Here is a 25,089-nt window from a genome sequence, read left to right as displayed (position 1 = left end):
AATGAGCCAAACGCTGCCTCCCTGCCCCGCGTGCGCTTCGGTGTACACCTACGAACTCGGGGCTCTGCTGGTGTGCCCGGAATGCGCCCATGAGTGGGAACCAGCCGAGGTCACCGGCGACGATAGCGACGTGATCCGTGATGCCGTCGGCAATCTGCTCACCGATGGTGACACCGTCACCGTGATCAAATCCCTCAAGGTCAAAGGCAGCCCCACCGGGATCAAGGCAGGCACCAAGGTCCGCAATATTCGCCTGGTCGCCGGGGTGGGCGATCACGACATCGATTGCAAGGTCGACGGCATCGGGCCGATGCAGCTGAAATCCAGCGTGGTGAAGAAGCTCTGATCCACGACCGGCACCGAAGCTATGCGGTGTCGAGTGCGGTGTGGAGTCCGGTGGCGTGTGGTCACATCCACTGCAAGCACCACGCGCCACCGGCCATCGAGAACAGTTGATCACCAGCGCTTTCTGATTGGATCTACCCGAGCAGGCTGGGCTGATCGATCATCCACAGCCACGTGCCATCGGCTTGACGCCGAGCGACTTCGACGGTGACGCCGCCGTCGCCCAATCGGACCGAGGTCAGTGCCACATCTCCATTGCGGACCGTCGGCAACTGTCTCCCGGGCGTGAACGCCGGCGCGTCGGCGACGAAATGCTCGTAGGCCGTGCGGATCTCACTGCTGCCGGCAGCAACACGGCTGCCGGGTAGTGCCAAGACCGCATCCGGCTCATACAACGCCACCAGCCCCTCGACGTCACCCGCGTTCAGACGCTCCACCACGAGCCGGCTCAAGTCCTCCGGTTGCCACGCCTGCTCACGCTCCTGACCACCATTCATCGTTCACCCTTCTCATGGGCCGGACCCCGCGGCCAGCTCCGACCGGGACCTTGTCAGAAGGCGCCGACATCGTTTCAGCGCCCGTGGCGTCGTTCGTAGGCATCGCGTTCCGCGGCGTGTTTCTGGCGCTCTCGCGCATCGGCCAGTACCGGGTCGAGTCCGTGCTTGGCGAGGCGGTGGCGGCGGTAGACGTACATGAGCGCGGTTGTGAAGTAGATCAGTGGCATGTACAGCAGCGCCATCATCGCCAGCGCCCCATCCACAGCGGTCCCGGAATGAGCAGGAACACGCACAGCGGCGCAATGATCGGCAGCAGGATCCGCAGATGGTATCGGCGTGCCGCGCCGGAGCCGGTGAGATCGTCGATCACCCACTGGTGCATCGACGGCGGCAGGGTCGCACCGGCGATAAAGCGCACACGCTGGGTCAAGGTCGGCGTGGCCGGTTCGCTGCTCATCGAATTCCTCCGACCGGTTCGGGAAGATCGCCGCGAGCGTGGGCGATCGCGTCGACAGTGTTCCCGAAGACCGCCTCCTCGCCCGCAGCGGGCAACGCACCGATCGCGGCGAGACGGCGGAGGTGATCGGCGCGCAGTCCGGACATGAGCACGGTGATGTTGTGGTGTTCGAGCTTGCGGATGGCATCTTTGAGGACGAGCGCCCCGGTGGTATCGAGGGCGGTGATGCGAGACATGCGCAGGATGACGACCTGCACGTCAGAGACATCGGCCAGTTCGAGCAGGAACCGGTGCGCAGCAGCGAAGAACAGCGGGCCCTCGATCCGGTAGGCGACGATGTGGTCGCGCAGCAGGTCGTGTTCTTCGGTGAGGTGGTCGCCCTCGACGAGGGGGACCTGGTCCAGGCGGGCTTCGCGGGCCACCGAGCGCAAGGCCAGCAGGACCGCGATCCCGACACCGATAGCGACGGCGATGACCAGGTCGAAGGCGACAGTGGCGGCGAAGGTGATCACCATGATCGCGGTGTCACCACGGGAGGCGCGGGCGATCGCGGCCAGGGACGCGGTTTCGACCATCCGCACCGTGGTGGCCAGCAGCACACCGGCGAGGGCGGCCAGAGGTATCTGGGCGACCAGGGGCGCGGCGAGGTAGAGCAGGGCGGCCAGCACGACCGCGTGGGTGAGGGAAGCGAGGCGGGTGCGGGCGCCGGAGCGGACGCTGACGGCGGTGCGGGCGATCGCGCCGGTGGCGGGCACGCCACCGAACAGCGGTGCGGCGATATTGGCCAGGCCCTGGCCGAACAGTTCGCGATCGGGGTTGTGGCGGGTGCCCACCGACATCGAATCCGCGGCGGTGGCCGACAGCAGTGATTCCAAAGCGGCGAGCGCGGCCACGGCCAGAGCCGGAGCGATCAGCGATGCGAGCCGGCCGGGGTCGAGGAACCCGAGGGACGGGGCGGGCAGCCCCGCAGGCAGGGCCCCGATGCGGGTGAGGTCGAGCCCGGCAAGTCCGGCTACAGCGGTGGCGACCGCGACCGCGACGAGCGCGAAAGGCAGTTTGGGCAGGTACCGGCCGCCGATCAGCACCGCGGCGGCGACCAACAGGGCGGTGACCGGCGGGCCGGGGTCGGGATGGTCGAGGTAGCGGCCGACGGCGTCGGAAGCCAGCTGCCACATCTTCTCGCCCTCGGCCTCGCCGACGCCGAGGGCAGACGGGAACTGCTGCAGCGCGATCACCACGGCGATACCGGCGGTGAATCCCTCGATCACCGGCGCCGGCATATAGCGGACCGCGCGCCCGACACCGGCCGCAGCGAGCACGACCAGCACCACACCGGCCATCAACCCGACGGCGAGCACGCCAGGTCCGCCGTGTTCGGCCACGATTGGCAGCAGCACCACGGTCATGGCTCCGGTAGGACCCGACACCTGGAACCGGGAGCCACCGAACACCGCGGCCACCACACCGGCGATGATCGCGGTCGCCAGGCCTGCGGCGGCGCCGAGGCCGGAGCTGATCCCGAAACCGAGTGCCAACGGCAGCGCGACCAGCGCGACGATGACACCGGCGAGCAGGTCCGGGCCCGGGCGGCGCAGCGCTGGCGTCCAGTCCGCCCGGGTGGGCAGCAGCGCGCGCAGGGTCACGACGCCTCGGCGGTGGTGTCGGCGGGTCGGGCCGGGGTGTGGGCCAGGCGGTTCTTCAGCGCGGCGAGCTGATCGCACAGCGGTCCGGGTAGCGTGTCGGCGCCGATGCTGGCATACCAGTCCTCGATGGAGGTGACCTCGGCGGCCCATTCGTCGTAGTGGACTTCGAGCGCGGCCTGTGCCGAGCGTTTGTCGGTGTCGGAGAATCCGGACAGGTCCAGCGCGTGGGCCACCGGGACGTAGCCGATCGCGGTGGCATCTGCTGCCGCGGTGCCCTCGATCCGTTCCAGCGCCCATTTCAGGATGCGTACGTTGTCACCGAATCCGGGCCACAGGAACCGCCCGTCCGCGTCGCGGCGGAACCAGTTGACCTGGAAGATCTTCGGCAGCTTGGCCGGGTCTGCGGTGCTGCCCAGGCGCAGCCAGTGCGCGAAGTAGTCACCGACGTGATACCCCAGGAACGGCAGCATCGCCATCGGATCCCGGCGCACCACACCGACCTGCCCCGCGGCCGCGGCGGTGGTTTCCGAGGACAGCACCGAGGCGGTGAACACTCCGTGGGGCCAGTCGAAGGATTCGGCGACCAGCGGGATCGTGGTGGCGCGGCGGCCGCCGAAGAAGATCGCCGACAGCGGCACCCCGGCCGGGTCGTTCCATTCCGGGGCCACCGACGGGCACTGTTCGATCGGGGTGCAATACCGCGAGTTCGGGTGCGCAGCCGGCCCGGCCGCGGACTCCGGGGTCCAGTCGTTACCACGCCAATCGGTCAGATGCTGCGGTGGGGATTCGGTGAGCCCTTCCCACCACACATCACCGTCATCGGCGAGAGCCGTGTTGGTGAAGATCGAATTGCCCTGCTCGATGGTGGCGATCGCGTTCGGGTTGGTCTTCGCGCCGGTGCCCGGGGCGACACCGAAGAACCCGGCCTCCGGGTTCACCGCATACAACCGGCCGTCGGGGCCGAATCGCAGCCAGGCGATATCGTCGCCGACGGTTTCGGCCTTCCATCCCCGCAGGGCGGGTTCGAGCATGGCGAGGTTGGTTTTGCCGCAGGAGGACGGGAACGCCGCCGCCACATAGTGCGTGCGGCCCTGCGGTGAGGTGAGTTTGAGGATCAGCATGTGTTCGGCCAGCCACCCCTCGTCGCGGGCCAGAACCGAGGCGATCCGCAGCGCGAAGCACTTCTTACCCAGCAGGGCGTTGCCGCCGTAGCCGGAGCCGTAACTCCAGATGGTGCGGTCTTCGGGGAAATGCGCAATATATTTCGTATGGTCACACGGCCACGCCACATCCTGTTGTCCCGGGCTCAGGGGTGCGCCGACCGAGTGTAGGCATCGGACGAACTCCGCGTCGTCGCCGAGCTGGTTCCACACCGGAGCTCCGGAGCGGGTCATGATCTGCATCGACACCGCCACATATTCCGAATCGGTGACCTGCACACCGTATTTCGGGTCCTCGGCGTCGAGTGGGCCCATGCAGAACGCGATCACATACATGGTGCGCCCGGCCATGGCACCGCGAAAGTGCTCGGTCATCACCGTGCGCATATCGACCGGATCCACCCAATTGTTCGTCGGCCCCGCATCCCGCATCTCTCGTGAACAGATGAAGGTGCGGTCTTCCACCCGCGCCACATCCTCGGGATCGGAGACACACCAGAACGAGTTCGGCTTCCCAAACAACGCCACGAAGGTGCCCTTGTCCACCAGGCGAGCGGTCAACCTGTCCCACTCCTGCCGGGATCCATCGCACCACACGACGTCCTCAGGCGCGGTCAGATCGGCGACCTCGGCCACCCACGCCAGGATCTGCGCATGACCGGTGGGCGCGGCCATCGACTCCATCACGGGCATGTGATCGGTCTCCACCAACATCTCCTCCATCAACAACTAGATGACTATGTAGGAAAACATGCAAATAATTGGGCGGTATCGCCACGGCCGACCACACGGGAAGAGGGAGCCGCCGGCGATCCGGGCTGTCAGACGGGTTGTTCCTCCAAAGCCTCCGCCTGCCCCGCCACCACCCCGGTCAAAATGGCGCGCGCCGCGGTGAGCAGCTGCGCCACCTGCGGTGAGGTCAGCTCATAGATCACAGACAAACCCTCACGACGACTGGTGATCAACCCGGCCCGTCGCAGCACCGCCAACTGCTGGGACAAATTCGCCGGCTCGATATCGATATCGTTGAGCATCTCCGACACCGCGTGCTCGCGCTGACTGAGCAACTCCAGGACCCGGATCCGCACTGGATGCCCCAACGTCTTGAAGAACTCCGCCTTCATCTGATACAAGGGCCTGCTCGAACCCGGCATCGTTTCCGCCTTCCGCCGACGCACCCCACTACACGCAACCACGCTACTTGCACACATTAACAAGCAGGAAACCTCACGGTGGCCGGTGAGCCCTCATAGAGGCACATCTCACATCCTGGACAACATCGCGTGCCCCGGCCCGGGGCTATGCGGTGCCTGTAGTGAGGCCATGCCCCGCACTGGATGAGATCCAGACTCTGCTCGGTCAACCGCTGGGCGCGGCCGATGAGCCCGAACACCCTGAAGGAACTTCTCACAGCGCTCGGCCGCCGCGCGGGCGGCGCTCATCGTCACTGCCCCGGCCGCCGCACCAGGGACGGACGACAACGACTACTCTTCGTTCGGCAACTACTTCTCCCGGCGTTCAAAACCCTGATGGAAAAACCGCCACCGACCGTCAGTTCCGGACCGTGGGGACTATCTCGGTAAGGGTGTTTCCGGCGGTTCCCTCAATAGGTTCGGGCGTCTGGCCAGCGGTCAGCGAAGGTGATCGCGAACGCGTTGACCGCAGGCTTCCAGCGCATCGTCCATCGTGCCCGACCGGTGCCGGTCGGGTCGAGCGAACGGGTCACCAGGTACAGGCATTTCAGGGCGGCCTGCTCGGTGGGGAAGTGGCCTCTGGCCTTGATCGCCCGCCGGTAGCGGGCGTTCAAGGACTCGATCGCGTTCGTCGAGCAGATCACCCGCCTGATCTCGACGTCGTAGGTCGTGGAGTTCTGTGGGCAGGCTGGTTTCTTTGGCCATGGCGGGGTAGGCGCGTTCCCATTCGGGGCCGGGCGCGCGCAATGCGGTGGGTAGGTCCAGGGCGCGACGGTGTTGCTGGATATCGAGGGCGGTGCGGGTTTCGGCGGCGTCGAAGGCGAAGCTCGCGACGATGAAACAGAGGTCGGCGAGGTCGCGCCAGCGGCTGGAGGGCTGGCGGGTGGCGCCGTAGCGGGCGACCATGGCACAGATTTTGTCGGCGACCTGGCTGGGTATAGGGATCAGGCGCACCGGTGGCAGTGCGGCGAATCCGTCGAGGTCGAGGATCGGGGTAGGGGCCAGGGACTCGATCGTGCCGATGATGGTCTTATCGGTGGCCAGGTCGATGCGAAAGTCCTCGATCATGGTGGCGCCAAGGTAGATCGAAACGGTCAGCTCAGCGCCGGCGGCGGCATCGCCGGTGAGTTGTTTGGCCAGCTCGATCCGGAAGACGAAGGGATCGGTGTCGGGGTGCGCGCCGCCGAGGCGGCGGAGTTCGTCGATGGCGTCGGTGATCTCGGTGTCAGGCCGGATCAGGTCCAGATCCTGGCTCGAGCGAGCTCCCGGCAGGCGTACAAGCAGTCCACCGCCGCCGGTGACGACCCAGGGCGCGGCGGGGTCGGCGAACACGCGGGCCAGGAAGCGCTGCATGAAGAATTCGCGGCGCAATGCGCTGGCCGGACGGCGGGTCCGGCGGGCCTGGGCCTGGATCCGGGACCGCAGCGACGCCTTGAACGACGCGGGGCTGGGGATGGTCACTTCTCGGCCTCCGAGAACGATCCGGTGGGTACTGCCGTGGTGTCGAGCAGTGCGTCGATGATGCTGGTGCGCAGAAGCATATTCGTCGCTTCCTCGATGGCCTCGGGGCTGGTGAATTGCTGCGGGTCCAGTGAGTGCGCGATACGGGTGCGCAGGCGTGCCATCATGTCCCGCCATTCGCCGGACTCGACCAGTGGCGCGAGGGCCTGGCGGACCAGCAGGGTTATCTGCTCGCTCGGGACGGAGTGGGCGAGCTGGTTGCGGATCGCTGCCACCGCGGCGTCGGAGGGCCCCGAGACCAGAGAAGCGGTGAGGTGGGCGCTGCTGTGGCCGTGGAGCAGCTGCTCGAGTGCTTTGTTCGTGGCGAGGCTGGCAGCCACGACCGGTTCGAGCGCCGGCGCGGACAGCGCGAGGGAGGACTCCGGGACCCCCGCGAGGGCGATGAAGTGGTTGACCAGGGCGGAGCCGTTGTCGACGGGCGCACCGTAGCGGTGGGCATAGGGGCGCAGCGCGGCGGCGATATCGTCGCCGGACGTGCCCTGGAGCAGGGCATCGCGGACGACCGAGGCCAGGTGGCCGCCGTCGGTGCGGGTGGCGGCGAGGTCGGCGATGGTGCGTGCGGGGGTGGTGACCGGTAGTCCGTCGACCAGTGTCCAGTCACCCGGGGTGAGGACGGCGCGGTGGAAGCGGACGTCGGGGCTGCGGGTGCCGCGGCGGGCCGTGACGGTGAATTCGATGTAGTCGGCGTCGAGGTCACCGAGACGGTGCAGGTCGGCGGCACTACGGTGAGAAACGATCCCGACGGGGACCTCGTCACCGATGCGATCGCCGACGGTGCGGGCGGGTTCGAGCGCGAGCCATTCCGCGCGCAGGGGCTCGACCGGCGAATCGGGCACCCCGACAAGCCGGTAGACGCCGTAGCGGAGCCGGGCCAGCACACCGTGCTCGACGAGACGCTGGAGCTGTTTGGTGTTGGTCCCGACGGTGGCGGCTTGGGCGGTGGTGAGCAGCCCCCATTGCGACTCGGCCAGGGCGGCGAGCCGCGCACGAAGATCCACCATGCTCGACACTCATCAAAACTACCACTAAATCCATCAAAAAAGTCAACATGAGGGACCTTTTTGACGCAATATTTGCCTTTTCTGGCGCGTTCTGTACGAATGGCTGCGTGGTCCGGGGACCCCATCGGAATCACGGACACAACCCCGCGACGCGTCGACGATGCCGCCTGACCGGCGGGTGCAAATATCGACGTCGTGTGCCGCCCCGAGGAGTGCGGGGATCGGCCCGGGGGGCCGGCACATCGATGTTGGGGACAGCAGTGGCCCGTCACGCTGGAAGGCGCCATCCCCGGATGATGGCCGTACCCGGGGGCAGCGTGCGGGCATATGCAGCGATTCAGCCGGGGAGGGGCGGGTCGAGTTCTGGGTAATACTGCGCCGGAACAGGGTCGAGCCGAAGTTCACGGCGTACCGCGATGATGAAGTTCGCGAACGCCCTGTCGGTGGGTTTCCTGGTCTCGCGCCACTGTTCGCTCGTGAACTGTCGTTGCTGAACTGTGTCGAAGAGCTCGGTCATCGCGCCGTCCAACAGTGCTGCGGCCACCACAACCGGACGTGAGCCGACGAGCCGCACGGCCGCGTAGGCGTTATCCCACCCCGCGGTCTCGATCCGCACACGCGTGACCAGCTCGCCGAACTCCGGATTTGACCGGTCAGCGAGTGCCACCGTGCGTACTCCTTCACACGTGGCCCGGAACTCCTCGGCGACACGCTGGTAGCAGGCCGTCTTCTGATCCCGGCGCCAGCGCGTCGACTCCGATCGATGGTCCCAGACACGCCCGAGAACAACACCGAGCACCCCCGCCACCGCTGCAATCAGCGCCACCGTCACTTCGCTCACCTCCGGCGCACGCTCCAGTTGTCCGGCGGTCAGGCGGCGGGCAGGAGTTCGTCGATGCGTGTCCTGGCCCCTGGCGTGGTCTCGAATGTTCGGTTTCCGTCCGCGTCTACGTGGACCGGAGCCTGTCCCACAGCGTCGAGCAGGGCATGCAGGCGTGGATACGGGGCGGTGCGGGCGCGTTCGACGATGCCGGGGCGGCGCCACCATTCGAGGGCGTTGGAGATCAGGTTGATTCCGGAGGACCGGAACAACGCGGCCCTCTCGGGATCCGCGGTGAGGGGATCGGTGACGACGCCGGGGTCTTCGGTGAGGACCGTGTAGTCCAAGATGAGGTCTTCGCGGGGCACGGTCATGTGGGTGCCGGCCGCGAGCCGTCCTTCGGCCAGGGACGCGCGGGAGGCCGGACCACCCCCGATCGAGCCGGCCATACGGCCGATGACCGGTAGCGGCATGGAGGCCCGGACCTCGGGGTATTGCATCACGGTCGCATCGACCCAGCGGCCGGATCCCGGTAGCCACAGTACGCAGTGCGCGTTGAACTGCTCGCCGTCCCAGGAGGCTCCGCCGCTGCCGTAGCGGGTCAGCGTGCCGCGGGTTCGGTGCGCGATGACGAGTTCGACGGCGGTGGGCCGGGCCGTGATCCCGATCAGGTCGTAGGCGTGGTGCAACGATATCGCTGCCGAGACGCACAGATCGGCCCGGATGCCGGTGGAGTGGTGCAACCATAGAAACGGCGGCAGCATCTCCACCAGCTGGTCGGGTGGAGCGGCGGCGACCATGTTCGCGATCAGCTGTGCGGGGATGCCCAGCTGGCCGGGGTTGTATCCGCTGTGTGCTCGCGCGCCACGCCCTTGTGAACGGGTTGTGGAACGTTTTGGCTTGCGCCCCTTGGATTTCGGCATCCGTGAATCGCCCCCTTGGATCAGTCGACCTCGTCTGCCAGTATGACCGTGCTTGTCGTCGGACATACGGAATTCGAGACGTTTCCGAACAAGATGCGGTTGAGCGATTACGCGATCACCGTCGCCGGGCCGCCTACCCTGACCACCAGCGACGGCGGGACAACGGTGCGCATGACCTCACCACTGCGTCTCGAGCGGGTACAGGAACCCGGTGTGTACAACGACGCCGGCGTGCCGATCAGTGAGTCCGAGCAGTTCATGTTCACGCCCGGCAACGAGAGCAGCGATACGCACAACGAGGCATACGGTCAAGACGTCGTGGTGCACTGCGATCGCGAACCCGCATCGGTCGGCGAAACCGCGGAATGCTCACTCAGTTTCGACGCCCCGGCCGAGGAGATCCAAAACTTGTACTGGCTGATCAACCGCGAGACGATGGCTGCCTGGCCCGGCCAACTCTGACATCCGGTCTCGACGCCAACGCTCCCGGAACGAACGGGTGCTGAACCGAGCAGGGCCCCTGGTCGACTGCACCAGCGGTAGTCGGTACCGGTCGCCCGGGGGTCGGCGCTTCGGCCACGCGTCCAGACGATTCCGGTTGACTCCAGCGGTCCCGACCGTCGTGGTTCCGGCGCGCCGACCTGATTCCGGTAGATCTCCTCGCCGATGTGCGCGCTCCAGGTGTGGTTACAGATCGGCGAAGCTGATCCAGGCACGCTGTCGTCGGTTCGCTCTCGATCCCATCGAACCCAAGTTGCACACCCCCGGCGCGATCCGCGCGACTACAGCCACGTCTATCTCGACGAGTTTCAAGACCGCACCGACCGCCGATATCAGCTGATCGTGGAGCCTTGCAAGGCTATGCCTCATCGAGCGTCGAGGTAGGGGCATCAGGCAGCGGACCGTGGCATGGCCGGAGCTTTGCACGGGGCATTGCAACCTCGGCCGACGCCTTCTCTGCCGAGCCCTGGCCTGTGCCGCAACTCCCGCCGTCGGAGCTGGGGGAAGTCAGCTGGCAGGCGTGAAAGCGGTGCCCTATGCCCCATCCACCCACGGCCGTGACCCTTCGTGCGTGGTCGACCCTAGCCGGTATTAACGTCGTCGGCCATCATGATTGCCGGTGCCTCCGAACCCGCCGCGACCGAACCGACCCTCGATCCGAACAGCGAAACAGCAGGGCATCCTTGATTGGTGGCCCGCCGGCCCGCTCGGGTAGCGGTCTCACGGCAAGGCCGCAGCGGGAGACCGGGAATCTGTTGATCGGACCCGTAATCGGGTGGTCTCCGCTGTCGGTCCTCGCGCCTGTTTCCGCGATGGGTTGGGGGAGTTCGGTATGAGCATGGCGGGGGAGTTCTTCGGCGGCCTGTACTCCGAGACCACTCCAACAACACCGGTATCGGGCAGTCTCGTCACCGAGTTCGCGTTCCCTGACACCTTCGGTGAGCATATCCCCACTGATCTGCACTGCTCGGTGACCGCAATGGACAATCAGGGCCGGCTCGCCGCCCGCGCCACAGTCCGCCATCTGAACTGGCCGCGAGGACAGATGGTATCTATGACCCTGCGACAGGGGGTGATCGTGATCCGCCGCGCACCCCAGGGTCACCAGTTACCGGCTTCCGGGTTCGTGGTCTTGCCGTCGCGGATCAGGAACCGGTGCTGTCTCTACCCGGGTGACCGGGTCCTGGTCGTCGCCTCGCCCAGCGCGGAGATACTCGCCGTCCTGCCACCGCGGATCCTGGCCGCCGCAGTACAAGCCCACTGCCCCGACCTGCGTCGGAGCGAGTCATGAAGGACAACACCCTCAGCGTGCTGCGCAATACCTTCACCCACAAGGTCACGAGCCTGCATCACACGCCTACACCGGTCGAAGCGACCTTCGACGAATTCATCCCGCACATTCTGGCCACCGAATCCGCAGCCCCACAGGAGTGTTATGGCGCCTATTGGCGGTTGCTGCTCGCCGAATGGGGGCCGCGGCGCCTGTCCGATCCGACTCCCACCGAGGTCCTGCAGTTGATGAACCGGTACAAAGCCGGCGCCGTGGTCCGGTCGAACTGGCGTGGTGGCAGTGCCGCGACTCGTAACCTCCTGCACGGTATCCGGCGTCTCTACCGGCTCGCGGAACTCGACGGCCTCATCATCCCTGCCGCCAACTCCGCCACCAAAGTGCCTATGCCGCCGAAACTGGAAAGCACCCGCCACGCACTCACCCCACACCAAGTCGCCGAACTCGGCCGCGTCGCCGTCGAAACCGGGAACGACCCCGAACTCGACGCCCTGATCGTGCGCCTGCACATCGAAACCGCCTGCCGCCGCGAAGCAGCACTGACACTCCGAGTCGACGACCTCAGTGTTGACGACTCCACCGTCCTGCTCCACCACAAAGGCGGCGTCGACGCCTGGCATCCCATCACACCCCTTCTCATGCACCGTTTACTCGACCATGTCGCTCACCGCGGCGCTGCCTCCGCGCCGGCACGGCATCAAGTTCTGCGCACCCGTAACGGCAGACCGATCACCGACCGCCGTTACGACCACCTGCACAATCGATTCCACCGCCACCTCGCCTGGGCCGATGCCAAAGGTGTGACCGTGCATTGGCTGCGACACACGACTCTGACCTACGTCGAACGTCACTACGGAGAGGCCATCGCCCGCCGCTACGCCGCCCACAAGAACCCAGGCCTATCGGCCACACCGATCTACACCACAGCATCCCTGCCCGAATGCGCCGAGGCGCTCTCAGCGTTGACCGGGCAACCACACCCCCTCGCCCGCAACAGCCCTGCGCACCCGAGGAGTTCATGACCTGACCAGGAACAACTACAACATCGGTGTACTCTGGCTGCATGCACACCGAACCCCGGTGCAACTGCTGCAAACCCAGTGTTCTGATCCCCCTCCGGACACTCTCGTAATGTTCTGAACTGCGATTATGCAGTATCGCAATAGTTCGCTCTTGACATTTTCGCAGGTCGGGGCATTGCGCGAGGGGCTCTTGTCCTCTCCGGACACATTCCGCGGCATTTCTGCCCGAAGGCCGTGTCCATGCCTCGACCCGACCACGCACCTCGCGGGCCGCGAGCATGTCTCTGCCGCCAGTACGATTCTGTCCGCTTCATCGCGGTCGGGAGCAACGTCCACGCACCGCGATCGGAGCACGTATCGGCCTTGCGAAGGCCAGGATGCGAAGTTCGCTGCAGCTCGCCGGTTCAGTCTGCGCCGTGGCAGCGATCGGGGCTGCCTCTGCTCAGATCAAATTGAGGTAGTCTCGCAGCGCCGCGTTGGGATTGTCGGGGCGATAGGCGATCCCGACGGTCAGATACTTCGGGGGCCCGTCGAGCTGACAGAGATGGACGCCGGGAACGCGAAAGGTGTTCGCGCGTCCAGCGGGCATGGGGGCGATCCCCACTCCCGCTCCCACCGCGTGCAGGACCTGTTCGTCGTCGGCTTCACTGCGTACCACGCGCGGTGCAGTGTCGGGCCACATCTGTTCGACGATGCAGTCGTACATGCCGGGTCCGTTGGAGCGCGGCCAGAACACGACCGGCTCGTCGACCAGTTGCTCCGGTCGAATCCGGTCCATGGTCGTGAACGGGTGGTTCGCCGGAACGGCCAGTAGCAGCTGTTCGCGGTCCATCACCTCGATGGTCATATCAGGTTCGTCGACGGGAGGCCGCACTACGGCGATGTCCACCACGCCCTCCCGCACCAACTCCAGATTCCGTTTCGTGAAACCTCGATGTTCGTCGATCGCGACGTCGGGGAACCGCGTGCGGAACGCGTCGAGGGTGTCGGCGATCGCGCCGCCCGCCCAGGATCGGGTATGTGCGAATCGCAGTGTCGCGCTCCCGCTGGCGGCGGCCTGGATCCGCATCAGTGCCCGATCCGCGGCAACGAGCAGGAATCGCGCCTCGCGAACGGCGACTACGCCCGCATCCGTGAGTCCGATCCGCGGGCCGTTCCGGTCGATCAACGTCACCCCTACCTCGCGTTCGAGCACTTTGATCTGCTGGCTCAGCGCGGACTGGGCGACGTGCAGTGCCGCGGCGGCCCGCGTGAAGCTGGAGTGCTCTGCCACCGCGACGAGATAGCGGGCGCGTTGGAGGTTCATTCTGCCATTATAAAGAAAAGTGATCACCGATCGAGAATCTGTCTTGGACGCGGCGGTGAGGTCGGAGGAAGCTCTCGTTCGCGCACCGCTATCGCGGTGATGTGGCTGACAACGAGGACTTCCCATGGCATACGACACGAACACCGCAGTAGCGGCGAAGCCGCCCGCGGCGCCACCACCGCGGACATCCCGCGTCGCCACCGGCCTCGCGCTGGTGGGTCTGCTGGTGTCGATCGTCGTCGGCGTGGTTGTCGACGGCGCCACCATGTGGGGGCTGCTGCCGGTCGCCCTGTACGCAGTGCTGGCGCTGCTCGGTATGGACATCATGATCGCGACGGTCGTCGCGATCGCGTCGGCACTGCTGATCCTGATGCCGGCGCCGACCGCGGCGGCCGCTCTGCTCGGCGAATCGGTCGGCGACCAGATCACGATGATCGGCCTGATCATCATGTTGGGCGCCGGTCTCGCGGAGGTGTTACGTGCCACCGGTGTGGCCACCCAGATCGTGCGCGCGGTGATGCGCGTCGCCGGGGACCGGAGCCGCACCGCGGTCGCCCTCGGCATGATGATGTCCTGTCTGATCCTGGTCGCCGCACTCGGCACACTCGCCGGCGCTCTCGCCATCGCCGTGCCGCTTCTGCTGCCGATCGCCGCCAAGACGGGGTTCACGCGCAGCGCGACCGCGTCGACCATCTTCATCGGCGGTTGTGCGGGTCTCGCGCTCGCACCGTTCGCAGGCTCCAACGTCGCGATCATGGACGCCGCCGAGGTCGGGTACCTGCAGTTCGTGCTCTACGGAGCCGGGCCACTGGCGTTGCTGTCGCTGGTCCTGGGCCTGGTGATCGTGCCGTGGATGCAGCGTCGAACCGAGCACGAGGACGACTTCTACGACGAGTCGGAACTCGAATCGGAGACCGAGGTGGCCAACCCGCATGTGTCCCGTGCGACGGCCGTGTTCGTCGTTGCACTGCTGGCGAGTGTCGTCTACGCGACCGTGACCTCGGCGGGCACCGCCTTCCCGCTGCTTGCCCTACCGGTCCTGGCGATGGCCACCGGCCTGGCGGGTGGTCTGTCGCCGCGACAGATCGCCGACCGGGTCTATACCGGTGCCGCGTCGCTGATCAGCATCTTTCTACTGTTCTGGCTGCTCGCGGTGTTGTTCAACGCGGTGAATCTCATCGACCCGTTCACGGTCGTGCTCGAGTCCTACGGTAGCGGCTTGCAGAATCTGGGACCGTTTCCCTTCGCGGTCGCGATCGCACTGCTGGGATGGGTGGGGGTGCCCGGCGCCACCGCGGCGCAGGTTGTCCTGCTCGACAACCTGTTCGGGGGGCTGGCGAGCACCATCGGTGTCGGCGTGGGCACCTGGGTAATCGTGCTGCTATTCGCGTCGAAGGCGGACACCTACGGCCCGTTCCCGAACGCCAACCAGTTCGGTGCGCTCGGCCTCGCCCGGTCGACCAGCCTCAAGAACATGCTGATCACCGGATGGTGCCTGCTGATACCGGCGACGGTCATGTACGTCGCGATCATGTACATCGAAACCCGTTAGGAGACAACATCTTGAGCTACGACATCGTCATCTCCGGAGGGTTGGTCGTCGATGGGACCGGTGCGGCAGCTCGCCGCGCCGACGTGGCCGTCAGCGACGGTCGCATCGTGGAGATCGGTGACGGGCCGTACCGTGCGGACACGGTGATCGATGCTACCGGCGCGGTGGTCGCACCGGGGTTCATCGACCTGCACTCGCACGCCGACTTCACCCTTCCCGGCCACCCGGCCGCCGAGACCCAGCTCGTCCAGGGAGTGACGACGCTGATCACCGGGAACTGCGGTCACTCTCCCTTCCCGAATCGGCATCGTGGCGCGCCGCCCGGCGCCGGAGTTTTCGGGAAGGCCGAACTCACCTGGGATTGGACCGATGCGCGGGAGTTCGGCGCGGCGGTCACGGCGTGCGCGCCGGCGGTGAACCTGGGCCTGCAAATCGGGCACAATGCCCTCCGGGAGACCGTCATCGGCGCGGCCGACCGCCCTCCGACGACGGATGAGCTGGCGACGATGTGCGATGTCGTCCGGGACGCGGCCACCGCCCCCGGGGTGGTCGGGTTCTCGACGGGTTTGATCTACATTCCCGGACTGTTCGCGGAAACGGATGAGTTGCGCACCCTCGTCGGTGTCGCGGCCGAGGTCGGGCTGTTGTACTCGACACACGTGCGCAACGAAGCATCCGAGTTGATCGCCGCGGTGGCGGAAGCCATCGCCGTCGCGGAGTCCGCCGGTGCGCGCGTGGAGGTTTCGCATCTGAAGGCGATGGGTCCGGAGAACTGGGGGTCGGTCCGGACAGCACTCGACCTGATCGACTCCGCACGGGAACGCGGTGTCGACGTCACCGCCGACGTGTACCCGTACACGGCGTCGAGCACGGATCTGTCCTCGCGCCTCGCGAAGTGGGCCGTCGACGGAGGCCGGGAGGCCCTGCTCGCGCGGCTCGCGGTACCGGAGCAGCGCCGGGAGGTCGCAGCCGAGCTGCGGAGCCGGTTCGGCCGCGACATCGACCCGGACGGCGTGGTGATCGCCGACCTCCCGCCCGGCGACTTCCAGCAGTACGTGGGCATGTCGATCTCGGCGATCGGCGCCGAACGCGGCACCGATGCTGCCGAGGCGGCTCTCGACATCCTGGCCGCACACCATGGTTCGGCGCCCATCGTGAACCATGCGATGAAGGAAGCGGATGTGCGGGCGGTCCTGGAGCATCCGTGGGTGTCGGTGGCCAGTGACGGCTGGGTGCTCACCGCCACCGGCCCGGGGTGTCCGCACCCGCGTAGTTTCGGCACCTTCGCCCGCGTCCTGGGGCGGTACGTGCGGGAAGAGAAGGTATTGCCGCTCGAGGAGGCCGTCCGGAAGATGACGACACTGCCCGCGGCGCGAATCGACGTCGCCGACCGCGGAACGCTGGCTCCCGGCTACGCGGCCGACGTGGTGGTGTTCGATCCGGACGAGGTCGAGGACACGTCGACGTTCGAACATCCCTGGCAGTTGGCGCACGGTGTGCGGTCGGTGCTGGTCAACGGTGTAGTCGCGGTGGCTGACGGCACGGTGACCGGCGCCCGCGCGGGACAACTTGTCCGTAGAAGGAAGTAGGAGAATGACGGTGGAAACCCGGTCGCTCACAGCTGAGTTGACCGAAATCGTGGGTGCGGCTCACGTATTGACCGAGCAGGAGCTGATCTCGGGTTTCGTCACGGACTGGACCCGGCGCTGGACCGGGTACACCGCCGCCGTCGTGCGGCCGGCGAACACCGGCGAGGTGGCCGCGGTACTCGCGGCGTGTCACCGTGCGGGGATGGCGGTCGTTCCGCAGGGCGGCAACACCGGCCTCGTCGGCGGTTCCGTCCCGATGCACGGCGAGATCGTGCTCAGCACGGTGCGGCTCAACCGGATCGACCGGGTCGATCCAGTTGGCCGGACGATCGACGCGGGCGCGGGTGTCACCGTCGCGGAGGCACAGCGTGCGGCCCGCCACCACGGTCTCGACTTCGGCATCGACCTGGCGTCGCGCGATTCGGCGACGATGGGCGGCATCGTCTCCACCAATGCCGGCGGCATCCGGATGATCAAGAACGGCAACACCAGAGCGCAGCTGCTCGGTGTCGAGGCCGTCCTCGCGGACGGCACCGTCTTCACCCGGTGGAAAGAACTCACCAAGGACAACGTCGGCTACGATCTGCCCGGCCTGCTCACCGGCGCCGAAGGCACCCTCGCGGTGATCACCCGCGTCCGGATGAAGCTGGTGGTCTCCCCGCGAGCCACCAAGGTCGCACTTGTCGGTGTGGAATCGATGGGGGGCGCACTGGGGTTCCTGGACACTCTGCAGCGTTCCGGTCTGACCCTCGAGGCCGCCGAGCTGATGACGAGGTCGGGAATCGAACTGGTCCAGCAGCACAAATCGCTCCGGGCGCCGTTCGCGGAGGACACCCCGTTCGCCTTGCTGGTCGAGGTGTCGGGTCAGGCGGACGCACAGCAGTTGCTGCTCGACGCGCTGACCGCAGGCGAGTCGGTGATCGTCGACGCGTCGATCGAGGACGGCCCGGCGCACAGACTGTGGAACTACCGGGAGAGCCACACCGAGGCGGTCAGCGCGGTCTCGACGACGCCGCCGGTCAAACTCGATCTCTCCACGCCGCTGCGCGAGATCGAAAGCTTCCTCGCGGAACTGACGGTCCGGATGAGCGACGCTTTCCCCGGAGTGCGGGCGATCTGCTTCGGGCACATCGGGGACGGCAACATCCACGTGAATCTCCTTGACGTCGCGGACGATCAGCGTGAAGCCGTGACCGATATGGTGCTGCGCCTCGTCGCCCGGCACGACGGCAGTATCAGCGCCGAGCACGGGGTCGGACGTGCGAAGGCGCCGTGGATCGGACTCGGCCGCACCCCGGTGGACCTCCAGCTGATGCGTGCGATCCGATCCGCCCTCGACCCCGCCGGAATCCTCAATCCCGCAATCCTTCCCGCGAACCCACAGCTCTGACGAACGCGAAAGGTCTCTCGACCACATGACAGCCACCACCTGGACCGAACGGCTGCGCGAGCTCGGCATCGCCCTACCGACCGTGCCCACACCGGCCGCCGCGTACCTGCCCGCGGTGCGCACCGGAAACCTCGTGTACACATCCGGGCAGCTTCCCCTCGTCGACGGGGTCTGCACCACCGTCGGCAAACTGGGGGAGACCGTCACCGTCGAGCAGGGGGCGGACGCCGCCCGGCTCTGCACGCTGAACGGTTTGGCCGCCGTCCACGCCCTCGTCGGCCTCGACACCGTCGTCCGTGTTGTCAAGGTGGTCGGATTCGTCTCCTCCGCGGCGGGGTTCATTCAGCAACCGCAGGTGATCGATGGCTCGTCGAAGTTCCTCGGCGAGGTATTCGGCGAGGCGGGCAGGCATGCGCGGTCGGCCGTCGGCGTGGCCGAGCTGCCGCGTGGTTCCGCAGTGGAGGTCGAGTTCGTGTTCGAGGTGTGATCGCGGCCGCACTGCCCTCCGTTCCGATCGGCATCGGACGCGTCGCTGCTCCGGCAAGTTCAGGCCGCGACTGCGGCGGCAGCTTGGAGTAGACGCGTCTCTTCGAAGGGCTGACCCCCCGCGACATCGGCCGGTGAGGTGATCGATGGGGGTTCTGCCTCTGATATTGAGGTTGTGCCCGTCTGCGGAGCACCCCAGAAACGCCCGCCGCGTCCTCACGCGCCGGGAATGGAGCAACGGTCGAAGGACGCACCTCGCGGTCCCTGCGCTTCTTCTGTCGCGGTCGGCCACCCGATTCGTTGACAGACGACCATTCCCGGGAGTCCGCCGGTATTGGACCCTTGTCAGATGAACCTGAGTGCGGACGCCATCGTCATTGGGGCCGGTGTCATCGGCTCCTCGACCGCCCTTGAGCTTGCACGCGCCGGCCTACGGGTCGTCGTCGTCGACCGGCTCCACGGACCCGGCCAGGGCTCCACTAGCGCCTCGAGCGCCGTGGTCCGGTTCAACTACTCGATCTTCCCCAGCGTCGCGGCAGCGTGGGAGTCAAAGCACTGCTGGGAGGACTGGGCCGACCACCTCGGCATGGTCGACCCCGCGGGGATGGCTGGCTTCCGACGCACCGGGATGGTGTTCCTCGACGTCGAGATTGCTCCGACCAAAAAAGTCATGCCCCTGTTCGACCGGGCCGGCGTGCCGTACGAGCTCTGGGACGCAACGACCCTCGCCACCCGCGTCCCCGGCCTCGATCCCGGCCGTTTCTGGCCTCCCAAACGGCCCGACGACGAGGCCTTCTGGGGCGATCCAGTGGGCCAACTCGGCGCCATGTGGACTCCCGACGGAGGCTTCGTGGACGACCCGATGCTGGCCGCCGGCAACCTTGCCACCGCCGCGCGCAGGGCCGGCGCACAGTTCCTCTTCCGAAGCCAGGTCACCGCCGTGCGGCGGTCCGGTGGCCGCGTCGCCGGCGTCGACCTGACCGACGGGCAACGAGTAAGCGCACCCGTGGTCGTCAACGTAGCCGGGCCCTGGTCGCCGAAGTTGAACGAAATGGCCGGTGTGGGAGACGAATTCACGATCACGACCCGGCCGATGCGACAGGAGGTGCACTATGTGACGGCGCCTCCAGGCTTCAACGACGGGGACCGCATCGGCCCGGTCATCGCGGACCTCGACATCGGCACGTACATGCGTGGCACGCCCGGCGACGGGTTCTACATCGGCGGCACCGAGCCCGAGTGCGATCCCCTGCCGTGGATCGACGACCCGGATGCCGCTGACCTCGACCCGACTCCCACCGCGTTTGAGGCGCAGGTGATCCGCGCTGCGCGCCGCTTCGGCGAGCTTGGCGTACCCCCGCGGCCGCGGGGCATCGCCGGCGTTTACGACGTCTCCTCGGACTGGACGCCCATCTATGACCGCACGGACCTCGACGGCTTCTACGTCGCGATCGGCACAAGCGGCAACCAATTCAAGAACGCGCCGGTCGCCGGCCAGTTCATGCGGGACATCATCTTGGCCGTCGAGGCCGGGCACGACCACGACGGCGACCCGGTCCAGTACAAGGGGGAACGGACCGGACTGGCAGTCGACCTCGGGGCCTACTCCCGCCGGCGCCCGGTCAACGCCGAGTCCAGTGGAACGGTAATGGGGTAGCGCATCGGCCGGACAGGACGCGACCGCGACTGGCCCCAGCGACGAGGCGATGTCGCGAGGACCCGCACGGTCACGTCCTCACCACACCAGTCGGACGGGGAGCGCCATGTCCGGCTGTACAACCAGTCGCCGAGACTATCGCTCGGACGACTCGAGGACAGCGGTATCCCGGTCATGTTCTTCGCGGCCGCCGATTACACAAAATGCCCGCCGGTGGATCTGACCACCTGACGTGGCGTGGCAATTACATTGCCGGTGAGCAGCGCGACCGCCGCCGGTCGCCGCGGCGGCGAGCAGCCAGGAGCGATGATGGACGAGACGAAGCAGTCCGCGGCAGTAGCTCGGGCCCGCGGCCTGATCCGGACCGTCAGTCCCGAGCAGTCCCCGGAGTCATGGGCCGAGCGTCCTGGACTCGGGTGTCAGGGCGCGGATCTTCAGTGCGAGGTGCAGCATCAGGCGGTCCGAACCGGACCCGAGGTCACACCCCGTCACGTCCTCTATGCGCCTGAGACGTTGGTAGAACGTGGCACGGTGAACGCAGGCGACGCTGGCGGCGCGACGGACGTCGCCGGCGTGGTCGAGGAAGCACTCGAGGGACTCGAGCAGGACCCCGTGATGGTCGGCAGCCTGGAGGGCCTGGAGGGCCGGGACGGAGGACACCGCGGCCATGTCGCTGCTGTTCATCCGCAGCAGCAGCTGATATGGACCGAGATCAGTCCACCTGGCGAACGGCGAGAACGACGTCACGAGGTCCGCGGCACGGGCCGCCATCAAAGCCTGACGGTACGAGAGATGTAGGTCGCTCAGCTTCGTGACCACTCCGCCCAGACCGAAGGTCACGTCAGGCTCGCCCGACTTTCCTGTGGCCAGTCGGTCGGCGATCTGGCTTCGCAACGACTCGACGCGAAGGTCGGACCACGGCTCCGCCCCGGCGAGTAGCAGCCAGGCGCGCGCCGGACCTGCGACCGCCATGGCTGTACCAGACAGCAGTCGTCCCGCGGCCTCCTGGACCGCTTGCTGCAGCTCGGGGTCGCCCGTCGTGCTGCTGGCCAAGGTCGTCGGCCGCACCGCGAGCACCTGATACGGCCGGGCGTGCTCGGGAAAGACCTGCTCGGCCCGTAGGTCCTCGACCGCTTGCGCTCGTGATGCTTCGTCCGAGGAGACCAGCTCGCGCAGCACCGCCTCGTGGCGGTTCCTCAACCGTTCGTGGGTGAGCCGACCGCGGAAGAGGAGTACGCCGGCGTGGGCGGCTGCGGCAACGGCCCGTTCCACGTCCGCGGTCGCGATGGGATGGGCCGGCCACTCGATGAGCCACATGTATCCCAACGGCAAGCCGTGATACCGGACGGGTACACACAACCTGCGCCTCAGGCCCAGCTCGGCGTCTTCGACCCACCCGGGCTCCGTCCAGTCCGCGATACCCATGTCCAAGATGCGCTCGGCAACCGAACCAGGGATCTCACGATTGAGGATCGAGGTTGATCGCAGCTCGTCCTCCTCGCCGAAGTGGCGACTCGATGCCATAAGCCGGATGGATGTGTCGTCCACGGCGACCGATCTCTGGAGACGGTCGGCCAGGTCGTCCACGATGGCTTGCACGGCGTCGAAGTCCATGGTCGTCAATGCCGACGGCCCATGACGTCGATCGGACCCGACGAGGTCCTCTTCGATGCGAGGTCTCACCGTACCGCTCCTTGGCTCTGATGCCCGTCGCGCCGACATCCGCCTATCGGCTGGAAGCCTGAACGAGTGCGCCCATGCTATCGGATTTTGGACGGTTCCTGGGAGCTGACAGATGTCGTATCGATGGGTCCGAGATCGCGCCGGCGCAGGTTGACCCGCGGCGTGCTGGGCAAACGAATCTTTGCTCAACCCCCGGACGAGCATCGGGCAGAGTATCGCCGAGGCCCTCCCTGAGCGACCAGTGGTGGTGGGCACGAGGTACGAGACCACAACCGCCGCCGGTTTCTAACCTGCGTCCTCCTGCGGTGGCCCGCGACATTGGTCAAGCGGAGCCGGCTGAAGTCGCGACAAACGAATACTCCCTCCCCCGTCGCCTCAGGCGATGCTGGTTCGACCATCACAACGAGCAGAACCAGTGACATCAGACAGGCCACGGCAGGTGTCGTAGCGAAGGGATGCCTCTTGAGTATTGAGAACGTGGACGCGCCTCCAAGTGCGGTGAAAGAACCTAGCCTGCGACGCACCGTGGCTGCGGCATCGATCGGCAACTTCGTCGAGTGGTACGAGTTCTCGATTTATGGTGCGGTTGCGGCCTTCATTTCCGTCGCCATGTTCCCGACCGATGACCCCACGGCAGCCATGCTGAACACGTGGGCGGCCTACGGGATCGCGTTCCTCGTGCGCCCGATCGGTGGGGTGATTCTGGCGCGCGTCGGTGACCGCTACGGGCGACGACACATCCTCTACGTGACGATCACGATGATGTCGGTCGCGACGTTCTCCATCGCGCTGATCCCGTCGCACGCGGCCATCGGGATTGCCGCGCCGATTCTGCTCATCTGCGCCCGCATTTGTCAGGGTATCGCGGCCGGCGGTGAGCTGGCCGGTGCTGCGGCCTTCCTCTACGAGCATGCCCCGGCGGACCGTCGGGCACGCATGATCAGCTTCCTCGGCGTGAGCACGTTCTGCGCCACGGTCCTGGGTTCGCTGCTGGGAACAGTGCTCACCGTGGCGCTGCCGGCCGACGCGATGCAGTCGTGGGGCTGGCGCGTGGTCTTCGCCACGGCGCTCCCTCTCGGATTTGTCGGCCTCTATATCCGGCGTTCCCTGGAGGAGACGCCCGAGTTCCGGCAGCTGCACGAGAAGCGCGCCACCGAGGCGACCGAGTCGAGTACGAGCCCGGAGGGCTTCTGGCTGACCATGCGAAAGAACAGGCGTGCCATCTGCCTGTACTTGGGATTTGGATCGTTCTACTCGATCGCCATTTACGCCAGCATCGCCGCCTACATGGCGTTCATGCTCGCCAACGGCTTCTCGGAGAAGTCGGCGCTGACGATCAACACGATCTCCGGTCTAGTGATTATCGTGGGCATCCTGCTCTCGGGCGGCCTAGCCGACCGGATCGGACGCAAGCCCATTTTGATCTGTGGTGCCAGTGCCATGGCGGTGGCCGTCGTGCCGACCTTCCTGCTCGGCTCCACCGGAACGTTCGCGCTCGGACTGCTGGGCGCCCTGATCTTCGCCATCCCATTGTCGGTTTTCATCACTCCGGCCGTCATCAACGTGGTTGAGCTGTTCCCAGCCAAGGTCCGTGTCACCGCCGGCGCGGTCGCCTACAACCTCACGGTCATCGTCGGCGGGTTCATGCCCTTCGTAGCGGTGTGGCTCACCGAGGCCACGGGCTCTCCCTTGGCCTACCCGCTCTTCGTCGCATCGACGGCGGTCCTGGCCGTCACCGTGCTGCTGGTCTGGTACCGCGAGCCGAAGGATGATCACGTCTCGAAACCAGGAGCAGCGGAGGCTCGACGATGACACAGATCATCTTGGAGAACGCCCGGATCTTCGATGGTGTGTCCGAGGAGTGCGCCGAGGGTATGGCGGTGCGCGTGGCAGACGGTCGCATCCGCGAAGTCTCGGACCGTCCGATCCGCTCGGACGACGCGCAGCGGATCGACGTCGCGGGCAAGACCCTGATGCCGGGTCTGATCGACATGCACGTGCACTCGTACTTCTCCGACCTCGATCCGCGCGTACTCAATGACCGCGATGCGCCCTACCGGACCGCGTATGCGATCAAGAAGCTCGGTCATGCGCTCGACAGCGGGTTCACGACGGTGCGTGACATTGGCGGGGGCGACTACCCCCTGTCCGCCGCCATAGCCGACGGATTGATCCGGGCGCCGCGCTTCTTCTACGCGGGCAAAATCCTATCGATGACTGGCGGCCACGTCGACTACCGCATGCCCAACGAAAAGCACCATACGCACGGGTACTGCTCGTGCGATGCGATGAACTGGGCCGGCGTGATCGCCGACGGTGTCGATGAGTGCGTCAAGGCCACTCGTGAGGAGCTGCGCCGCGGCGCCCACTGCATCAAGATCGTCGCGTCCGGTGGCGTGATGTCCCCGAGCGACCCGATCTGGATGAACCAGTTCCGCGAGGACGAGATCCGTGCGATCGTCCAGGAGTGCGCCGAGCGCCGCACCTACGTCGCCGCGCACTGCCTGACGAGCGAGTCGACGCGCAGGGCAGTTGACTTCGGCGTCCGCTGCATCGAGCACGCCGCCCTGATCGACGCCGAGACAGCAGCATTCGTCGCGGAGCGGGGCGCGTACGTCGTGCCGACGATGGTCTGTCTCTACTCGCTCGCCGAGCAGGGCCTGGAGATGGGGTTGCCGGCCGACCGCATGGACAAGCTCCGCACCATCTGCAAGAACTCGATGGCCGGGCTGGACGTGATGCGCACCGCCGGTGTCAAGCTCGCCTTTGGCACCGACCTGCTCGCCGGTTTCTACCCCCAGCAGACGCGCGAGTTCGAGTTCCGTCGCGAGGTCTTCACCCCGCTAGAGCTCCTGCGCCAGGCGACCTCGGTGGGCGCGGAGATCCTGATGCAGACGGGCAAGCTGGGCTGCGTCCAGCCGGACGCGTACGCCGACCTGATCGTCGTCGACGGCGACCCGCTCACCGACATCGGCCTCCTCGCAGCGGCAGGTCGCCACCTGGACCTCATCATGCGCAGCGGCGAGGTCGTCAAGAATCGACTCTACTGAAGGAG

20 protein-coding genes and 3 pseudogenes are annotated in these 25,089 nt (G+C 66.7%); 11 read left to right on the top strand and 12 right to left on the bottom strand.

The genetic code is table 11. The annotated features are described in order from the left end of the window. The first annotated feature begins 1 nt into the window (after position 1). The gene (locus AB0H42_RS29675) at positions 2-346 is read left to right on the top strand and encodes a zinc ribbon domain-containing protein YjdM (protein WP_357062108.1); all 345 of its coding nucleotides are present in this window, start codon (positions 2-4) and stop codon (positions 344-346) included. A gap of 133 nt (positions 347-479) precedes the next feature. Here AB0H42_RS29675 and AB0H42_RS29670 read toward each other — a convergent pair whose 3' ends face one another. The 10 genes and pseudogenes from AB0H42_RS29670 to AB0H42_RS29625 all read right to left on the bottom strand — a co-directional run bounded on the left by AB0H42_RS29670 (position 480) and on the right by AB0H42_RS29625 (position 9,560). Next, complete coding sequence (locus tag AB0H42_RS29670) at positions 480-842, bottom strand: nuclear transport factor 2 family protein (RefSeq protein WP_357062106.1); 363 nt, start codon at positions 840-842, stop codon at positions 480-482. Between the two features lie 74 nt (positions 843-916). Beyond that, positions 917-1,224: pseudogene (locus tag AB0H42_RS29665) on the bottom strand (DUF5313 family protein). A 71-nt stretch (positions 1,225-1,295) separates the two neighbouring features. Beyond that, positions 1,296-2,942, bottom strand: a complete 1,647-nt coding sequence (locus tag AB0H42_RS29660; RefSeq protein ID WP_357062103.1) for a SulP family inorganic anion transporter — start codon at positions 2,940-2,942, stop codon at positions 1,296-1,298. Then, the gene (locus AB0H42_RS29655; protein WP_357062161.1) at positions 2,939-4,786 is read right to left on the bottom strand and encodes a phosphoenolpyruvate carboxykinase (GTP); all 1,848 of its coding nucleotides are present in this window, start codon (positions 4,784-4,786) and stop codon (positions 2,939-2,941) included. The genes AB0H42_RS29660 and AB0H42_RS29655 overlap by 4 nt, the downstream gene beginning before the upstream one ends. Positions 4,787-4,923: 137 nt before the next feature. Beyond that, positions 4,924-5,256: a metalloregulator ArsR/SmtB family transcription factor gene (locus tag AB0H42_RS29650; RefSeq protein WP_357062100.1), complete on the bottom strand. Its 333-nt coding sequence runs from the start codon at positions 5,254-5,256 to the stop codon at positions 4,924-4,926. A 449-nt stretch (positions 5,257-5,705) separates the two neighbouring features. Further along, a pseudogene (locus tag AB0H42_RS29645) lies at positions 5,706-5,960 on the bottom strand (transposase); the annotation flags it as partial. A 19-nt stretch (positions 5,961-5,979) separates the two neighbouring features. Next, a pseudogene (locus AB0H42_RS29640) lies at positions 5,980-6,648 on the bottom strand (nucleotidyl transferase AbiEii/AbiGii toxin family protein); the annotation flags it as partial. A gap of 104 nt (positions 6,649-6,752) precedes the next feature. Next, positions 6,753-7,817 (bottom strand): type IV toxin-antitoxin system AbiEi family antitoxin domain-containing protein, encoded by a 1,065-nt coding sequence (locus AB0H42_RS29635; protein ID WP_357062097.1) that lies wholly within the window; start codon positions 7,815-7,817, stop codon positions 6,753-6,755. A 337-nt stretch (positions 7,818-8,154) separates the two neighbouring features. Then, positions 8,155-8,649, bottom strand: a complete 495-nt coding sequence (locus tag AB0H42_RS29630) for a hypothetical protein (RefSeq protein ID WP_357062094.1) — start codon at positions 8,647-8,649, stop codon at positions 8,155-8,157. 38 nt (positions 8,650-8,687) lie between these two features. Then, positions 8,688-9,560 (bottom strand): hypothetical protein, encoded by an 873-nt coding sequence (locus AB0H42_RS29625; protein ID WP_357062092.1) that lies wholly within the window; start codon positions 9,558-9,560, stop codon positions 8,688-8,690. 42 nt (positions 9,561-9,602) lie between these two features. On the opposite strand from AB0H42_RS29625, the gene AB0H42_RS29620 reads away from it, so the two are divergent. From AB0H42_RS29620 to AB0H42_RS29610, 3 genes are all read left to right on the top strand, one after another. After that, the gene (locus AB0H42_RS29620) at positions 9,603-10,022 is read left to right on the top strand and encodes a hypothetical protein (protein ID WP_357062089.1); all 420 of its coding nucleotides are present in this window, start codon (positions 9,603-9,605) and stop codon (positions 10,020-10,022) included. An 871-nt stretch (positions 10,023-10,893) separates the two neighbouring features. Then, a complete protein-coding gene (locus AB0H42_RS29615) occupies positions 10,894-11,352 on the top strand; it encodes a hypothetical protein (protein WP_357062086.1) in 459 nt (152 codons plus the stop codon). Next, positions 11,349-12,371, top strand: coding sequence for a site-specific integrase (locus AB0H42_RS29610; protein WP_357062084.1), 1,023 nt, complete (start codon positions 11,349-11,351; stop codon positions 12,369-12,371). Before AB0H42_RS29615 ends, AB0H42_RS29610 begins: the two co-directional genes overlap by 4 nt. 442 nt (positions 12,372-12,813) lie before the next feature. Here the strand turns inward: AB0H42_RS29610 and AB0H42_RS29605 are convergent, their stop codons facing one another. After that, the gene (locus tag AB0H42_RS29605) at positions 12,814-13,677 is read right to left on the bottom strand and encodes a LysR substrate-binding domain-containing protein (RefSeq protein ID WP_357062081.1); all 864 of its coding nucleotides are present in this window, start codon (positions 13,675-13,677) and stop codon (positions 12,814-12,816) included. A gap of 124 nt (positions 13,678-13,801) precedes the next feature. Here AB0H42_RS29605 and AB0H42_RS29600 point away from each other — a divergent pair, with 124 nt between their 5' ends. The 5 genes from AB0H42_RS29600 (at position 13,802) to AB0H42_RS29580 (ending at position 20,351) form a co-directional block, all read left to right on the top strand. After that, positions 13,802-15,229 carry a Na+/H+ antiporter NhaC family protein gene (locus AB0H42_RS29600; protein ID WP_357062078.1) on the top strand — a complete coding sequence of 476 codons (1,428 nt, stop codon included), beginning with the start codon at positions 13,802-13,804 and terminating at the stop codon, positions 15,227-15,229. 11 nt (positions 15,230-15,240) lie between these two features. Further along, the gene (locus AB0H42_RS29595; RefSeq protein ID WP_357062075.1) at positions 15,241-16,818 is read left to right on the top strand and encodes a D-aminoacylase; all 1,578 of its coding nucleotides are present in this window, start codon (positions 15,241-15,243) and stop codon (positions 16,816-16,818) included. Positions 16,819-16,822: 4 nt separating this feature from the next. Beyond that, positions 16,823-18,208, top strand: a complete 1,386-nt coding sequence (locus AB0H42_RS29590) for an FAD-binding oxidoreductase (RefSeq protein WP_357062073.1) — start codon at positions 16,823-16,825, stop codon at positions 18,206-18,208. A 25-nt stretch (positions 18,209-18,233) separates the two neighbouring features. Next, positions 18,234-18,695: a RidA family protein gene (locus tag AB0H42_RS29585; protein ID WP_357062070.1), complete on the top strand. Its 462-nt coding sequence runs from the start codon at positions 18,234-18,236 to the stop codon at positions 18,693-18,695. A gap of 348 nt (positions 18,696-19,043) precedes the next feature. Next, entirely contained in the window at positions 19,044-20,351 is a 1,308-nt protein-coding gene (locus AB0H42_RS29580; protein ID WP_357062066.1) for an FAD-dependent oxidoreductase, read from the top strand. 390 nt (positions 20,352-20,741) lie between these two features. Here the strand turns inward: AB0H42_RS29580 and AB0H42_RS29575 are convergent, their stop codons facing one another. Further along, positions 20,742-22,034, bottom strand: a complete 1,293-nt coding sequence (locus AB0H42_RS29575; RefSeq protein WP_357062065.1) for a helix-turn-helix domain-containing protein — start codon at positions 22,032-22,034, stop codon at positions 20,742-20,744. A gap of 525 nt (positions 22,035-22,559) precedes the next feature. Here AB0H42_RS29575 and AB0H42_RS29570 point away from each other — a divergent pair. Beyond that, on the top strand, positions 22,560-23,846 hold the full coding sequence (locus AB0H42_RS29570; RefSeq protein WP_357062062.1) for an MFS transporter: 1,287 nt from the start codon (positions 22,560-22,562) through the stop codon (positions 23,844-23,846). Next, positions 23,843-25,084, top strand: coding sequence for an amidohydrolase family protein (locus tag AB0H42_RS29565; protein WP_357062060.1), 1,242 nt, complete (start codon positions 23,843-23,845; stop codon positions 25,082-25,084). The genes AB0H42_RS29570 and AB0H42_RS29565 overlap by 4 nt, the downstream gene beginning before the upstream one ends. The last annotated feature ends 5 nt before the right edge of the window (positions 25,085-25,089 follow it).

Origin of the sequence: Nocardia sp. NPDC050799, from assembly GCF_040654015.1 — a bacterium.
GTDB lineage: Bacteria > Actinomycetota > Actinomycetes > Mycobacteriales > Mycobacteriaceae > Nocardia.
The sequence above is the reverse complement of the archived record's forward strand: the minus strand, read 5'-3'. Positions and strand labels throughout refer to the sequence as shown.

Excerpts from the sequence above, each read along its gene's own strand:
- AB0H42_RS29675 (WP_357062108.1), top strand. The coding sequence starts at position 2 with ATGAGCCAAACGCTGCCTCCCTGCCCCGCGTGCGCTTCGGTGTACACC.
- AB0H42_RS29670 (WP_357062106.1), bottom strand. The coding sequence starts at position 842 with ATGAATGGTGGTCAGGAGCGTGAGCAGGCGTGGCAACCGGAGGACTTG.
- AB0H42_RS29655 (WP_357062161.1), bottom strand. The coding sequence starts at position 4,786 with ATGGAGTCGATGGCCGCGCCCACCGGTCATGCGCAGATCCTGGCGTGG.
- AB0H42_RS29650 (WP_357062100.1), bottom strand. The coding sequence starts at position 5,256 with ATGCCGGGTTCGAGCAGGCCCTTGTATCAGATGAAGGCGGAGTTCTTC.
- AB0H42_RS29635 (WP_357062097.1), bottom strand. The coding sequence starts at position 7,817 with ATGGTGGATCTTCGTGCGCGGCTCGCCGCCCTGGCCGAGTCGCAATGG.
- AB0H42_RS29625 (WP_357062092.1), bottom strand. The coding sequence starts at position 9,560 with ATGCCGAAATCCAAGGGGCGCAAGCCAAAACGTTCCACAACCCGTTCA.
- AB0H42_RS29620 (WP_357062089.1), top strand. The coding sequence starts at position 9,603 with ATGACCGTGCTTGTCGTCGGACATACGGAATTCGAGACGTTTCCGAAC.
- AB0H42_RS29615 (WP_357062086.1), top strand. The coding sequence starts at position 10,894 with ATGAGCATGGCGGGGGAGTTCTTCGGCGGCCTGTACTCCGAGACCACT.
- AB0H42_RS29610 (WP_357062084.1), top strand. The coding sequence starts at position 11,349 with ATGAAGGACAACACCCTCAGCGTGCTGCGCAATACCTTCACCCACAAG.
- AB0H42_RS29605 (WP_357062081.1), bottom strand. The coding sequence starts at position 13,677 with ATGAACCTCCAACGCGCCCGCTATCTCGTCGCGGTGGCAGAGCACTCC.
- AB0H42_RS29600 (WP_357062078.1), top strand. The coding sequence starts at position 13,802 with ATGGCATACGACACGAACACCGCAGTAGCGGCGAAGCCGCCCGCGGCG.
- AB0H42_RS29590 (WP_357062073.1), top strand. The coding sequence starts at position 16,823 with ATGACGGTGGAAACCCGGTCGCTCACAGCTGAGTTGACCGAAATCGTG.
- AB0H42_RS29585 (WP_357062070.1), top strand. The coding sequence starts at position 18,234 with ATGACAGCCACCACCTGGACCGAACGGCTGCGCGAGCTCGGCATCGCC.
- AB0H42_RS29580 (WP_357062066.1), top strand. The coding sequence starts at position 19,044 with ATGAACCTGAGTGCGGACGCCATCGTCATTGGGGCCGGTGTCATCGGC.
- AB0H42_RS29565 (WP_357062060.1), top strand. The coding sequence starts at position 23,843 with ATGACACAGATCATCTTGGAGAACGCCCGGATCTTCGATGGTGTGTCC.